We start from the raw sequence: 14,963 nt of genomic DNA on the forward strand, positions 1-14,963 counted from the left end.
TCTATTATATTTAGTCATATAATACATTAAATCAATGACGGAAAAAGTACGTTACAGTCCATTTATAGAGAGAAGCTTCCATATGGCTGAAAGAAGCTTTAAATGAAGGGTAACAGAAAGCTAATCCTGAGAGCAGCTAATCACTGCCGTCTTGCCACGTTACGGCACCATGAGGTGATGAATTGATGGTTATAATAATCAATTCATAATTAGGGTGGTATCGCGAGTTAACTCTCGTCCCTTTTATAGGGGCGGGAGTTTTTTATATTTAAGGAGGAAAATACAATGAAACAACTAACAGGCGCACAAATTCGTCAAATGTTTTTAGACTTTTTCCAAGAAAAAGGACATGCAGTAGAACCTAGTGCATCACTAGTTCCACATGAGGATCCATCTCTTTTATGGATTAACAGTGGTGTAGCAACATTAAAAAAATATTTTGATGGACGTGTAATCCCGCAAAATCCACGTATTACAAATGCTCAAAAATCAATTCGTACAAACGATATTGAAAACGTAGGGAAAACAGCTCGTCACCATACATTCTTTGAAATGTTAGGTAACTTCTCAATCGGTGATTACTTTAAAGAAGAAGCAATTACTTGGGCTTGGGAGTTCTTAACGAGCGACAAATGGATCGGATTCGATAAAGAATTACTATCAGTCACAATCCATCCAGAAGATGAAGAAGCATTCACAATTTGGAATGAGAAAATGGGTGTTCCGAAAGAGCGTATCATCCGCTTAGAAGAAAACTTCTGGGATATCGGTGAAGGACCAAGTGGACCGAATACAGAGATTTTCTATGACCGCGGAGAAGCTTACGGTAATGACTTTAGTGACCCAGAATTATATCCAGGCGGAGAAAACGAGCGTTACTTAGAAGTATGGAACCTTGTATTCTCTCAATTTAACCATAATCCAGACGGTTCATATACACCACTTCCTAAGAAAAACATCGATACAGGGATGGGTCTAGAGCGTATGACATCTATCGTTCAAGATGTGCCTACAAACTTTGACACAGACTTATTCATGCCGATGATTGGTGCAACAGAATCAATTTCTGGTGAGAAATATCGTAATGGTGACTTAGAAAAAGATATGGCGTTTAAAGTAATTGCTGACCATATCCGTACAGTAACATTCGCTGTTGGTGACGGTGCGCTTCCATCTAACGAAGGTCGTGGTTATGTATTACGTCGTTTATTACGCCGCGCGGTTCGTTATTCGAAGAAATTAAACATCAATCGTCCATTCATGTTTGAATTAGTGCCGGTTGTTGGAGAAGTAATGAAAGACTTCTACCCAGAAGTACTTGAAAAGAAAGATTTCATTGCAAAAGTTGTGAAAAACGAAGAAGAGCGTTTCCACGAAACACTTCATGATGGTGAAGCAATTTTAGCTGAAGTTATCACAAAAGCAAAAGAAGAAAAAACAACTGTTATTTCTGGAGTAGATGCGTTCCGTCTATATGACACATACGGTTTCCCAATTGAATTAACAGAAGAATATGCAGAAGAAGCTGGTATGACAGTTGATCATGAAGGCTTTGAAAATGAAATGGAAAAACAACGTGAGCGCGCACGTGCTGCTCGTCAAGACGTTGATTCTATGCAAGTTCAAGGCGGTGTCCTTGGAGAAGTGAAAGTAGCGAGCGAGTTCGTTGGTTACGGTACAGTTGCGACAGAAAGTAACGTTGTTGCACTTGTGAAAAACGGCGAATACACAGACAGCTTACAAGCTGGCGAAGAAGGACAGTTAATGCTTGATGTAACACCATTCTATGCTGAGAGCGGCGGACAAATTGCAGACCGTGGTTACCTTCTTGCTGACGGCGTGAAAGTTCTTGTAAAAGACGTACAAAAAGCACCAAACGGTCAAAACTTGCACAAAGTTGTTGTTGAAGAAGGTACATTAACGAAAGATGCGGCTGTGAAAGCTATTATCGATACGAAAAACCGTAGCAGCGTTGTGAAAAACCATACAGCAACTCACTTACTACACCAAGCATTAAAAGACGTACTTGGAACGCATGTTAACCAAGCAGGTTCTCTTGTAACTTCTGAACGTTTACGCTTTGACTTCTCTCACTTCGGTCAAGTACAAGCTGACGAATTAGAAAAAATTGAGCGTATGGTAAACGAGAAAATTTGGGAAAGTATTGATGTTGAGATTTCTCAAAAAGCAATCGAAGAAGCGAAAGAAATGGGCGCAATGGCATTATTCGGTGAAAAATACGGTGATGTTGTACGCGTTGTACAAGTAGGCGATTACAGCTTAGAGCTTTGCGGTGGTTGTCACGTTGATAATACAGCTTCTATCGGTATTTTCAAAATCGTTGCTGAGTCTGGTATCGGTGCAGGAACTCGTCGTATTGAGGCGGTAACTGGTAAGTCTGCATACGAATTAATGAACGATCAAGTAGGTTTATTAAAAGAAGCAGCAGGAAAAATGAAAACAAATCCGAAAGATATTTTAATAAGAGTAGATGGTTTATTTGCTGAAGTAAAACAACTTCAAAAAGAAAACGAATCTCTTGCAGCAAAATTAAGCAATATCGAAGCTGGAAACTTAACTGATTCAGTAATGACAGTTGATGGCGTGAACGTATTAGCGGCAAAAGTAAATGTTGCAGATATGAACAACTTACGTACGATGATGGATGACCTTAAAAATAAATTAGAGTCTGCAGTTGTCGTATTAGCGTCTGTAAATGATGATAAAGTAAACATCTTAGCTGGCGTAACGAAAGATTTAATTAGCCAAGGATACCATGCGGGTAAACTTGTGAAAGAAGTAGCTTCTCGTTGCGGCGGCGGCGGTGGTGGCCGTCCTGATATGGCTCAAGCAGGCGGTAAAAACCCAGCGCAAGTTGAGGAAGCTTTAGCATTTGTACAAGAGTACGTTAAATCTGTTTCAAAATAAAGAGATAGTAGTGTACAATGGTAGGGAGAGGAGAAGTTCTTCTCCCTATACTTACTATATAAGTGAGGTGCTTGAAATGGACGGTTTTGATAAAACAATGAAGTTTAGCATTCAAGATGAAAAACAGAGTGTCCATGTAAATGATGTACTTTTAACTGTGTATGATGCACTTCAAGAAAAAGGCTATAATCCGATTAACCAAATCGTCGGTTATTTATTAAGTGGAGACCCAGCATACATACCTCGCCATAAAGATGCACGAAGCATCATTCGCAAGCTTGAACGTGATGAGTTAATTGAAGAGCTTGTGAAGTCTTACTTGAAACATCATCGTGAGGAGTAGTTTATGCGGATATTAGGTTTAGATGTAGGTACAAAAACAGTCGGAGTTGCAATGAGCGACGAAATGGGCTGGACAGCGCAAGGATTAGAAACAATTAAAACTAACGAAGAACGAGGTCACTTTGGTTTTGATCGTATTTCTGAGTTAGTAAAGCAGTACAATGTGGACAAAATAGTAGTAGGTTTACCTAAAAATATGAATGGTACAATTGGCCCACGTGGTGAAGCGTGCCAACAATTTGCAGAAAACCTACGAGAGCTGTTACAATTAGACGTTGTAATGTGGGACGAGCGTTTGTCAACGATGGCAGCGGAACGTTTGCTCATTTCAGCTGATGTAAGCCGTAAGAAGCGAAAGCAAGTAATCGATAAGATGGCTGCAGTCGTAATCTTACAAGGATTTTTAGATAGTAAATAAGAGGTGACCAAAATGGAAGAAAATCAAATTACAATTGTAGACGAAAAAGGTAACGAACATTTATGTGAAATTATTTTCACTTTTGATGCTGAAAAATTTGGCAAAAAATCATACGTAGTCTTCTCTCCAATCGGAGAAGTAGACGAAGATGGAGACCCGATTTATGATGCAATGGCTTATGAGCAAAATGAAGAAGAGGGCGGAAGTTTACTTCCAATCGAATCTGAAGAAGAGTGGGAAATGGTACAAGAAATGTTCAACACTCTAGCTGATGAGCAAGAAGCTGAATAATAAGTACTAAAAGGTGGACGACATATAGTCCATCTTTTTTTATATGTAAAATGAAAGATTTTTTGTCGAAACCTTGTAATCCTTTGTAGTATAATGAGACGGATTGTAGAAAAATAAAATGTCTATCTAAAAAAGATAAATAAATTTATTGTGTTTTTATATCGTGTTGTATAGAAAGATATACATACGGTCTACAATTTAATTAAGGAGGAAGAGTGTTGATAGAGAATCAAGTGAAAAAGAAGCGTAGACGCATTTTTTTATTTTCGATTATTGCACTGCTTTTAGTTTGTGGTTCAGTCTATGCGTATATTTCATCCGCATTAGGACCAGTTGATAGCGGGAATAAAAAAGAGATGGAAGTAGAAATTCCAAAAGGATCATCTACTAGTAAAATTGGTGAGATTTTAGAAGAAAAAGGTGCTGTGAAAAACGGTACAGTTTTTAGTTTTTATACAAAGGCTAAATCTAAAAATTTACAAGCGGGTACATATTTATTAAATCCTTCAATGAATGCCTCAGATGTTATTGAACAAATGTCATCTGGTAATGTACATCGTCCACCTCTTTATAAAGTGACGATAAAAGAAGGGGCACAAGTAACTGAAATTGCAGAAACGGTTGCAAACGAATTAAAGTGGAATAAAGATGATGTCGTACGTCAATTAAACGATAAAGCATTTATTCAAAAAATGCAGCAAAAGTATCCGAAGTTGTTAACGGATAAAATCTTTGATAGCAATATTAAATATCCATTAGAAGGTTATTTATATCCTGCGACGTACTCTTTCTATAAAAAAGATACGACGTTAGAAGAAATCGTAATCCCAATGCTTGAGAAAACGAATGCAATCATTGTTCAAAATGAGGCGAAAATGAAAGCGAAAAACTGGGATGTTCACCAGCTTTTAACATTGTCTTCACTTATTGAAGAAGAGGCAACAGGCTTTACAGATCGTCAAAAGATTTCTAGCGTCTTTTATAATCGTTTAGCGAAAGGTATGCCACTGCAAACTGATCCAACGGTATTATACGCACTTGGAAAGCATAAACAACGTGTATTATATGAAGATTTAAAGATAAACTCACCGTACAATACGTATGTTGTGAAAGGATTGCCGGTTGGTCCGATTGCGAACTCTGGTAAGCATTCAGTGGAGGCTGCATTAGAACCTGCGCAAACGGATTATTATTATTTCTTAGCTGCACCAACTGGTGAAGTGTACTATGCGAAAACATTGGAAGAGCATAATGCATTAAAGCAAAAATATATTACGAAAAAACAGTGAAATGGGGAGGGATAGCGAAAAAAGTCGCACATCCCTCTTTTTTGTGGTAAAATATATCGGGTTAAAAACTGGCAGAAGAATCGTTTTTAATATCAAAACGGGACGTACAAGCTAAGGGTGAAGCTGGCTTGTATTTTTATTGCATTCTATGTGTGAAAAGACGTCATAGAGGCACTTCTCCATGTAAATAAGGAGGACCATTATGGAGGATGCAGTTAACGAGTACCTATTATCATTTATTGATCCAAAAGATAAATTAATTCTTGAAATGGAAGACTATGCGAAAGAAAATCATGTGCCGATTATGGATCGACTTGGAATGGAATTTATGTTGCAATTTTTACGTTTAATTGGACCAAAAAGCATTTTAGAGCTTGGTACAGCAATTGGCTATTCTAGTATTCGTATGATGCAAGCTATTCCAAATTCTCGCATTGTGACAGTTGAGCGCAATCGCGAGCGATATGAAAAAGCACTTGAATATATAGAACGTTCACCAGTTAAAGAGCGTATTTCCGTTATTTACGGTGATGCGTTAGAAACAGGCGAACAAGTAGAAGAACATGGAACATTTGATGTTATTTTTATTGATGCAGCAAAAGGACAATATCGTCGCTTTTTTGACTTATATGAACCGTTATTAAATCCTGGTGGCGTAATTATTTCAGATAATGTTATGTACCATGGCCTTGTGACGACAAAAGAGAAAATCGAAAACAGACGTACACGTGGTTTAATCCGTCGTATTAAGACGTACAATGAATGGCTTATGAACCATGAAGGATATGATACAACGATTTTCCCAATTGGTGATGGAGTAGCTGTTAGTAAAAAGAGAGGGTGACCAAGGTATGAAGAAACCTGAATTGTTAGTAACGCCAAAAGCAGTGGCGGATATCGAACCTCTTGCGAAAGCAGGAGCAGATGCGGTAATGATTGGTGAGCAAAAGTTTGGTTTACGTTTAGCAGGGGAATTTTCACGTGAAGATGTGAAACAAGCTGTGAAGATTGCACATGAAAATGGTGTAAAAGTATACGTAGCAATGAACGCTATGTTCCACAACGATAAAGTAGAAGAATTAACAGATTATGTTGCATTTTTAAACGAAGTAAGTGTAGATGCAATTGTCTTCGGGGATCCAGCAGTATTAATGGCCGTTCGCGAAGTAGCGCCAAATATGCAGTTGCACTGGAATACAGAAACAACAGCAACAAACTGGTTCACTTGTAACTACTGGGGACAAAGAGGAGCAAAGCGCGCTGTATTAGCTCGTGAGCTTAGCTTAGATGAAATTGTTGAATTAAAAGAAAATGCTGAAGTGGAGCTTGAAGTACAAATTCACGGTATGACTTGCATGTTCCAATCAAAGCGTTCGCTAGTAGGAAACTACTTTGAGTATCAAGGGCGTAATCTTGACATTGAAAAGAAAAAATATGAAGAGAATATGTTCTTATATGACCCAGAGCGTAACAATAAATATCCAATTTATGAAGATGAAAATGGTACTCATATTATGAGTCCAAACGATATTTGTTTCATCGATGAATTAGAGGAACTAATTGATGGTGAAGTAGATAGCTTAAAAATTGATGGTGTACTAAAAAGCTCTGCATACATTATTGAGGTAACGAAGAAATATCGTAAAGCAATTGATTTATGTGTAGAAGATCGTGATGCGTATTATGACGTGAAAGACGATTTATATAAAGAGATAGAAGAAATGCAACCGGTAAATCGTCCGTTAGATACAGGATTCTTCTTTAAAGAGACGGTTTACTAAACGAGGAGGGTGTAGGAAATGACTGTACAAGAAATTTCACGAGTAATCGATGGCAAACGCGTTATTGTGAAGAAACCTGAACTGTTAATCCCTGCGGGTAACTTAGAAAAATTAAAAGTAGCTATCCATTATGGGGCAGATGCTGTATATTTAGGTGGACAAGAATTTGGTCTTCGTTCGAATGCAGGTAACTTTACACTGGAAGAAATGGCAGAAGGTGTGAAATTTGCGAAGAAATATGGAGCAAAAATATATGTAACAACAAATATCTTTGCACATAATGAAAATATGGACGGGCTAGAGGAATATTTAAAAGGGATTGAAAAAGCTGGCGTAACGGGAATTATCGTTGCTGATCCGCTTATTATTGAGACTTGTAAACGTGTAGCGCCTTCTGTTGAAGTACATTTAAGTACACAACAATCACTATCCAACTGGAAAGCAGCACAGTATTGGAAAGAAGAAGGTTTACATCGTCTTGTATTAGCTCGTGAAGCAAGCTATGAAGAAATGAAAGAAATTAAAGAAAAAGTGGATATTGAAATTGAAGCATTCGTCCATGGTGCAATGTGTATCGCATATTCAGGCAGATGTACGTTAAGTAACCATATGACGGCACGTGACTCTAACCGTGGTGGTTGTTGTCAATCTTGCCGCTGGGACTATGATTTAGTTCAAACAGTATCACAACATAAAGATGCAAAAGAGCTGCCTCTATTCCAAGAAGAAGATGCTCACTTTGCAATGAGTCCAAAAGACTTAAATTTAATTTTATCAATTCCGAAAATGATTGAAATTGGAATTGATAGTTTAAAGGTTGAAGGACGTATGAAATCAATCCATTACGTAGCGACTGTAGCGACTGTATACCGTAAAGTAATTGATGCATATTGTGCGGATCCGGATAACTTTGAGTTTAAACAAGAATGGTTAGATGAGCTGGATAAATGTGCAAATCGTGATACAGCTCCTGCATTCTTTGAAGGGGTTCCAGGACATCAAGAGCAAATGTTTGGAAATCATAGTAAGAAAACAACGTATGATTTCGCTGGTTTAGTGTTAGATTATAATGAAGAAACGGGCATCGTAACGATTGAGCAACGTAATCATTTCAAACCAGGACATGAAGTGGAGTTCTTTGGGCCAGAAATAGAAAACTTTACGCAGACGGTGGAGAAAATTTGGGATGAGGATGGAAACGAATTAGATGCAGCGAGACATCCGTTGCAAATCGTGAAATTCAAAGTGGATCAACCAGTGTATGTGAATAATATGATGCGCAAAAGCATACTTCAATAAGAAAGAGTTGATAGTCGAATGGGGACGAATAAGCCTGTTGTAATTGGAATTGCTGGTGGTTCGGGATCAGGTAAAACGAGTGTAACGAAAGCGATTTTTGACCATTTTAAAGGTCATTCTATTTTAATCTTAGAGCAAGATTATTATTACAAAGATCAAAGCCATTTACCAATGGAAGAGCGTTTAAAAACAAATTATGATCATCCGCTTGCGTTTGATAATGATCTGTTAATTGAACATTTGCAGCAGTTACTTGCATATGAGCAAATTGATAAGCCTGTATATGACTATACATTGCATACGCGTTCAGAAGAAGTTATTCCAGTTGAGCCGAAAGATGTAATCATTTTAGAAGGAATTCTTATTTTAGAAGACCCACGTCTTTGTGAGTTAATGGACATTAAGCTATTCGTTGATACAGATGCAGATCTTCGTATTTTACGCCGCATGCAGCGTGATATTAAAGAGCGCGGTCGTACGATGGATTCAGTTATTGATCAATACGTAAGTGTTGTACGTCCAATGCACAATCAATTTATTGAGCCTTCTAAGAAATTTGCGGATATTATTATCCCTGAAGGTGGACAAAACCATGTTGCAATTGATATTATGGTGACAAAAATTGCAACAATTCTTGAACAAAAAGTAAATTTGTAATAGCATAGTAAAAGATATACGATAGGAAGGGATTTTTTCCCGTCCTATCGAATACAATGAAACATGCAACCTCATCTATATATAGGTGAGGGCATATTTATATCAACTTTCCATACATATCTTCTTTATATAAAGAAGAATTGGGAATACGGGGTTGTATGTGACAACTCCGCTAGTACAGGCGTGCTAGAAACCTCCGCTATACATATAAGTGGGGGAGTTTTCATATGGAACTCCTCTTTTTTTCGGGGGATTGGTATATAAAAGGAGTGGAAAATATGGCAACAGAAAAAACATACCCTATGACGCAAGAGGGTAAGCAAAAGCTAGAGAACGAACTTGAAGATTTAAAAACGGTAAAACGTAAAGAGGTTGTAGAGCGAATTAAGATTGCACGTAGCTTCGGAGATCTTTCTGAGAACTCTGAGTACGATGCAGCAAAAGATGAGCAAGCGTTCGTAGAAGGACGTATTACACAATTAGAAAACATGATTCGTAACGCAGTTATCATCACAGATAACGGTGAAGAATCTACAGTTGTTACATTAGGTAAAACAGTAACATTTAAAGAGTTACCAGGTGGAGATGAAGAATCTTACACAATCGTAGGTAGCGCAGAAGCAGATCCATTTGAAGGAAGAATTTCTAACGATTCTCCAATTGCAAAAAGCTTATTAGGTAAGCAAATTGGTGAGAAGGTAGCAATCCAAACTCCAGGTGGAGAAATGCAAGTAGAGATTATCTCTGTAAAATAAAAAAGATTCTCCCGATGGGAGAATCTTTTTTATTTTATTTGTAGAACGAAAAAATTGTATAAACATTCGAATGGTTCGACAAAAAATGTCAAAAAATCACCTGAAGCTTTGATATCATAATTAGGAACTATAGGTTTTAAAGGGGAAAAGGGGCTAATTATGAAACATAAAATTTTTACAGGACTGGTTTGTAGTATATCTATATTAGCGCTTGCTGCGTGCGGAACGAATGAGGAAACTACATCATCAAAGGGCGAAAAAGTAAAGCAAGAAGAAAAAAAGGATACTAGAGCAACTGAGAGTTCAAAAAGCGTAGAAAATCCACGAGAAAAAAAGGAATTTGATGAATTTGATTTAGCATATCAATTAGCTATTGTCATGAAAATATTTCAAGATGTAACAATTAAGTACGATTATGCGATTGGGAATCCAGATTATTTATTGCGAGATTCGATGGATCAAAAAACAATAGATGACATGAAGAATATGTTGCAAGAACAGGCGAAGAATAATGATAAAATTTTAAAGGATGAAGTGAATCAAGCATATACATATTTAAAACAATCGAAAGTAAGTAATAAAGATGATATTCAAAAAATAATAGATGCACAAAATAATTACTTACAAATTGTAGATAAGATGATTGTTTGTATTGATTCTGTAACAGTCGAGAATGCAAAAGAAAAAAGAAATGAAATGAATAATTTAAGTAAGGAATATTTAAAAGTAGCGGCTAACGTAACAACTACTGTAATCGAAGTTGCCAAAAATAATGGAGTGAATGAAACAGAATTTAGATCGCTTCTTCTGAAATTTCTAGAGAAGCCAAAGAAGCAATAATAGCATATATAATACCTATTTTAATTTAGGGCTTGTATAAATAAAATAGTACCTCGTCTAAACTACAATAGACGAGGTGTTTTTTTATGAAAATAAAGCGGAGAATTACAATTGTTTTAATTTGTTTTATATGTGTCATGTTTATATTACTTTGTCGTTTAATTCAAATACAAATTATAGGTACGGAATCATTTACTAGTCGCAAGATAAATTTAATCGAAAAAAGTGTTACACAACGGACGCAATCCATTACGGTAGATGATGGACGAGGCCATTTTATAGATCGGAACGGTAAGGAAATAGGTGAGAAAAAGTATCCTGTTTTAATTGTTTTTCCATTTCTACAAATAAAAAATGACATGTTAGAGAAAATTGCGCATATCATTGGTGTGTCGAGACAAGAGATTGAAAGTCAAATGAAAGATAAGAAAAGTGCATTTATCATGCGAAGAGGAAATGGGCCATTTCGCTTGGCACGAGAGCAGATGGAGAAGGTCAATCAATTAAATGTATTAGGTATTGTAGCAGCTGAAGTTCGTTTACGGCAAACAGGCGTGATGAATCATTTAATTGGCGATGTGGGTGAGAATGAACGAGAATTTCAAAAACGATACGGAGAAGTAAGAAAAATTTCAAAGCAAACGCCAATTGGCATTTCAGGATTGCAGCAATCGTTTGATGAATTTCTTTTGACCGATGGAGAGGCAAAAGTATTGTATCAGGTTGACCGACAAGGAGAACCGATTTTTGGAAAACAAGCGAAATATACGTCGCCTGGAAATCCATTTTATCCAGTGACGATTCAAACTACTTTACATAAAGGGTTACAGCAAAAAGCAGAAGAAGTGGTTGAAGCAAGCGAAATAAAGAAGGGGGGATTAGTGTTACTTGATGTAAAGAAAAATGAAATTTTAGCGATGGTCAGTAAACCATCTGTACAGGTGAAAGATGAGCGTTTATATAAAACTACACTTGAAAATCAAATGTTAACACCACATTTTCCCGGTTCTGTTTTTAAAACAATAGTTGCAGCGGCAGTGATTGATCAAAATGAAAATGTGTTTAATCGTACATTTAATTGTAATAAAGATTTATATGGTGAAGAACACCCACAAGTTATGATGGGTACACTTAGTTTTAAAGAGAGCTTTGCTAGAAGCTGTAACAGGACATTTTCAGAGTTAGGTAACGAGCTAATGCAAAAGGATAAGATGGTGTTAGAAACTTACGTAGCAGCTTTAGGAGGCGCTGGTAAGGTTGGATGGAAAGGTTCTGTATTTCATACAACTCATTTTGAGCAGATGCCAGAGGAGAAGAGTGTTACCATTTGGGAAAGTGAAGGAAATAAGAGTAGTAAAAAGGCGGTAGCGCAAACAGCAATTGGACAGAAAGATGTACGCATGTCACCTCTAGCGATTGCAAATATGATGGCGACGATTGCTAGAGATGGAGAAAAGATGGAAGTGAAAGCTGTTGAAAAGATAATGTATAAAAATGGAACGGACTTTTATACGTTTGAAGACCATACATTAGGTGGAAAACAGCTTTCGTATGAAACGGTGAAAACATTACAAGAGTTATTAAGGGGCGTTGTAACAACGGAGAAAGGAACAGGAGCCGCATTCAGGTCGTTACCACTAAGTGTCGCTGGAAAATCTGGGACAGCGCAAACAGGAAAAGGGACGAAAGTGAATCGTTGGTTTGCAGGTTATTTTCCCTATGAAAATCCAAGATATGCTTTAGTTGTCGTGGATATAGAAACGAATAGCAATGTAAATAAAGTTACACCTATTTTCAAAGCTATCGTAGAATCAATCTATCGATTAGAGATTGAAAAGTAATCTTGCAATTCATAGTGAAATGTTTTCATTTCGTGAAAATATTATTGTAAATGTTCAACCTTTCTAGATTTAATGTTACAATAGCAAGTATGAAAAACTGCATGGAGGTTTGAAGAATGGCAGGAGGATCTAGATTCCAACAGAAACAACAAAAACGTCGTCAAAACGGTGTTTTAAATATTGCAATTGCAATTGTATTAATATTAGTAGCTATTGTATCATATCAATTGTTTGTTCCTGAAAGAAAAGAGCAAGCGTCTTCTAGTGATAAAAAAGTAGCTCAGCAAACAACGAAAGAGAATAAAGCTGAGAAAGCTAAAGGCAAAGAAGAGACGAAGAAGAACGAGCAAGATAAGACAGAGGCTAAGAAGCAGGAAGAAGAAGAGAAGCAAAAGGCTGAGGAAGAACAGAAAAAAGCTGAAGAAGAAGCGAAAGCTAACGAGAAAGCACCAGCTGAAAAAACACAGTCACAGGCAACAGATGCTTATACGAAATCTTCTTGGAAGCCAGTAGGTACAGAGCAAGGTGCAACACCTGCGATGACGTTTAAAAAAGGTACAGCAGATTGGAATGAGATGAATCAAGCGATTTCAGCTGCAATTGACGTTCCAGTAAATCAATTAGTTATCCATAGAATTGGAAATAACGGTAAGAATAAAGCTTACGGTAACGTACAAGATAAACAATCAGGTAAAAAATATTATGTGAATATTGATTGGGTAGAAAATGAGGGCTGGAAACCAGTACTTGTTCAAACTCTAAACTAAAAAAGAGAGGCTCCTTAGGAGCTTCTCTTTTTTAGTTAGTATAATTTCTTTAATTTAAAATGAACAACCGCGCTATAATATGGTCTTTTGCTTTCGGGATCCATAACCATTTGATGCGAGATGTGATGAACTTCAAGCATAAGTGCTTTATTATTATCGATTTGTTCACTAATTTTTCGTTCCAAAGAAGCTAAGTCTCCTGCTTCGAAAAACTCTACTTTATCTTCTAACATTTCAAAGGTAAATGACACGAAGACGACCCCTCTCCTATGTAATCAACTATAGTGTAACAAAGAAAAGAAGGAAATACTATGTACATTTCAATTGACATTTTTAGCAAGAGGGCATATCATACTGATAAAACCGATAAGAAAAAGGGGAATTTTTATGGGGACAGAATTTAATGGTTTATTTGATGAGTGGGCTCATACGTACGACTCATTTGTACAAGGCGAAGATATACAATATAAAGAAGTTTTCGCTCGTTATGAGGATATTCTAGAGGATGTAGTTAACAAGTCATTTGGTAATGTATTAGAATTTGGTGTTGGTACTGGAAATTTAACAAATAAATTATTACTTGCTGGCCACACAGTTTACGGTATAGAACCGTCACGTGAAATGCGCATGATTGCAAAAGAGAAATTGCCGCAAGAGTTTTCGATTACAGAAGGTGATTTTCTTTCGTTTGAAGTTCCAAATTCAATTGATACCATTGTAAGCACCTATGCATTTCATCATTTAACAGATGATGAAAAAAATGTAGCGATTGCGAACTATAGTCAATTGCTAAACAAAGGTGGTAAAATAGTGTTTGCTGATACGATATTTGCAGATCAAGATGCATATGATAAAACTGTTGAAACAGCAAAACAAAGAGGTTTCCATCAGTTAGCAAACGATTTGCAAACGGAATATTATACACGTATTCCAGTCATGCAGTCTATTTTTGAAAACAATGGCTTCCATGTAACGTTTACGAGATTAAATCATTTCGTTTGGGTAATGGAGGCAACTAAGCAATAGAAAGAGGGATTAGATTGAGAATTGCTGTAATTGGAGCAATGGAAGAAGAAGTACGTATTTTACGTGACAAATTAGAACAAGCAGAAACAGAAACGGTTGCGGGTTGTGAATTTACGAAAGGACAATTAGCAGGACATGAAGTAATCTTGTTAAAGTCTGGTATTGGTAAAGTAAATGCAGCGATGTCAACGACAATTTTATTAGAAAGATATAAGCCTGAAAAAGTAATTAATACTGGTTCAGCTGGTGGCTTCCATCATTCTCTAAACGTTGGAGATGTAGTTATTTCAACAGAAGTTCGTCATCATGACGTAGATGTAACAGCATTTAACTATGAGTATGGTCAAGTACCAGGAATGCCTCCTGGATTCAAGGCTGATGAGGCATTAGTTGCATTAGCTGAGAAATGTATGCAGGCAGAAGAAAATATTCAAGTTGTAAAAGGTATGATTGCAACAGGTGATTCATTTATGAGTGATCCGAACCGCGTTGCAGCAATTCGTGATAAATTTGAAGACCTTTATGCAGTAGAAATGGAAGCAGCAGCTGTTGCACAAGTATGCCACCAATATGAAGTTCCGTTTGTTATTATTCGTGCACTTTCTGATATTGCTGGTAAAGAATCAAATGTTTCATTTGATCAATTTTTAGATCAAGCAGCTCTTCATTCTACAAACTTTATCGTAAAAGTACTAGAAGAGTTAAAGTAATGTAACAAAAAGGCAACTG

16 protein-coding genes and 1 other annotated feature are annotated in these 14,963 nt (G+C 36.8%); of the genes, 15 read left to right on the forward strand and 1 reads right to left on the reverse strand.

What is annotated here, in order from left to right:
• The first annotated feature begins 25 nt into the window (after nt 1-25).
• Nucleotides 26-245, forward strand: a binding site (T-box leader).
• A 40-nt stretch (nt 246-285) separates the two neighbouring features.
• From alaS to QEP67_RS05490, 13 genes are all read left to right on the forward strand, one after another.
• Nucleotides 286-2,928 (forward strand): alanine--tRNA ligase, encoded by a 2,643-nt coding sequence (alaS, locus tag QEP67_RS05430; protein WP_000811811.1) that lies wholly within the window; start codon nt 286-288, stop codon nt 2,926-2,928.
• Nucleotides 2,929-3,004: 76 nt separating this feature from the next.
• On the forward strand, nt 3,005-3,271 hold the full coding sequence (locus tag QEP67_RS05435; protein ID WP_000348590.1) for an IreB family regulatory phosphoprotein: 267 nt from the start codon (nt 3,005-3,007) through the stop codon (nt 3,269-3,271).
• A gap of 3 nt (nt 3,272-3,274) precedes the next feature.
• Nucleotides 3,275-3,688, forward strand: coding sequence for a Holliday junction resolvase RuvX (gene ruvX, locus QEP67_RS05440; RefSeq protein WP_353706537.1), 414 nt, complete (start codon nt 3,275-3,277; stop codon nt 3,686-3,688).
• A 12-nt stretch (nt 3,689-3,700) separates the two neighbouring features.
• Nucleotides 3,701-3,979, forward strand: coding sequence for a DUF1292 domain-containing protein (locus QEP67_RS05445; RefSeq protein ID WP_000392245.1), 279 nt, complete (start codon nt 3,701-3,703; stop codon nt 3,977-3,979).
• A 218-nt stretch (nt 3,980-4,197) separates the two neighbouring features.
• Nucleotides 4,198-5,268: an endolytic transglycosylase MltG gene (mltG, locus tag QEP67_RS05450; RefSeq protein WP_353706538.1), complete on the forward strand. Its 1,071-nt coding sequence runs from the start codon at nt 4,198-4,200 to the stop codon at nt 5,266-5,268.
• A 202-nt stretch (nt 5,269-5,470) separates the two neighbouring features.
• Nucleotides 5,471-6,112, forward strand: coding sequence for an O-methyltransferase (locus QEP67_RS05455; RefSeq protein ID WP_000389094.1), 642 nt, complete (start codon nt 5,471-5,473; stop codon nt 6,110-6,112).
• Between the two features lie 7 nt (nt 6,113-6,119).
• On the forward strand, nt 6,120-7,049 hold the full coding sequence (locus QEP67_RS05460; protein ID WP_000742784.1) for a peptidase U32 family protein: 930 nt from the start codon (nt 6,120-6,122) through the stop codon (nt 7,047-7,049).
• A gap of 18 nt (nt 7,050-7,067) precedes the next feature.
• A complete protein-coding gene (locus QEP67_RS05465) occupies nt 7,068-8,348 on the forward strand; it encodes a U32 family peptidase (RefSeq protein WP_000217975.1) in 1,281 nt (426 codons plus the stop codon).
• A gap of 18 nt (nt 8,349-8,366) precedes the next feature.
• Nucleotides 8,367-9,005 (forward strand): uridine kinase, encoded by a 639-nt coding sequence (gene udk, locus QEP67_RS05470; RefSeq protein ID WP_000537082.1) that lies wholly within the window; start codon nt 8,367-8,369, stop codon nt 9,003-9,005.
• A gap of 278 nt (nt 9,006-9,283) precedes the next feature.
• The gene (gene greA / locus QEP67_RS05475; RefSeq protein ID WP_000179964.1) at nt 9,284-9,760 is read left to right on the forward strand and encodes a transcription elongation factor GreA; all 477 of its coding nucleotides are present in this window, start codon (nt 9,284-9,286) and stop codon (nt 9,758-9,760) included.
• Nucleotides 9,761-9,919: 159 nt separating this feature from the next.
• Nucleotides 9,920-10,600: a hypothetical protein gene (locus QEP67_RS05480; protein ID WP_000680870.1), complete on the forward strand. Its 681-nt coding sequence runs from the start codon at nt 9,920-9,922 to the stop codon at nt 10,598-10,600.
• An 86-nt stretch (nt 10,601-10,686) separates the two neighbouring features.
• A complete protein-coding gene (locus tag QEP67_RS05485; RefSeq protein ID WP_000695137.1) occupies nt 10,687-12,441 on the forward strand; it encodes a penicillin-binding transpeptidase domain-containing protein in 1,755 nt (584 codons plus the stop codon).
• A 116-nt stretch (nt 12,442-12,557) separates the two neighbouring features.
• Nucleotides 12,558-13,208: a YrrS family protein gene (locus tag QEP67_RS05490; protein ID WP_000897090.1), complete on the forward strand. Its 651-nt coding sequence runs from the start codon at nt 12,558-12,560 to the stop codon at nt 13,206-13,208.
• Between the two features lie 35 nt (nt 13,209-13,243).
• Here the strand turns inward: QEP67_RS05490 and QEP67_RS05495 are convergent, their stop codons facing one another.
• Nucleotides 13,244-13,459 carry a YrzA family protein gene (locus tag QEP67_RS05495; protein ID WP_000010985.1) on the reverse strand — a complete coding sequence of 72 codons (216 nt, stop codon included), beginning with the start codon at nt 13,457-13,459 and terminating at the stop codon, nt 13,244-13,246.
• 136 nt (nt 13,460-13,595) lie between these two features.
• On the opposite strand from QEP67_RS05495, the gene QEP67_RS05500 reads away from it, so the two are divergent.
• Entirely contained in the window at nt 13,596-14,234 is a 639-nt protein-coding gene (locus QEP67_RS05500) for a class I SAM-dependent methyltransferase (protein ID WP_000536332.1), read from the forward strand.
• Nucleotides 14,235-14,248: 14 nt separating this feature from the next.
• Complete coding sequence (gene mtnN, locus QEP67_RS05505; protein WP_001217038.1) at nt 14,249-14,944, forward strand: 5'-methylthioadenosine/S-adenosylhomocysteine nucleosidase; 696 nt, start codon at nt 14,249-14,251, stop codon at nt 14,942-14,944.
• Nucleotides 14,945-14,963: the final 19 nt, after the last annotated feature.

The sequence above is a fragment of the Bacillus cereus group sp. MS39 genome, assembly GCF_040448665.1.
GTDB classification, from domain to species: domain Bacteria; phylum Bacillota; class Bacilli; order Bacillales; family Bacillaceae_G; genus Bacillus_A; species Bacillus_A wiedmannii.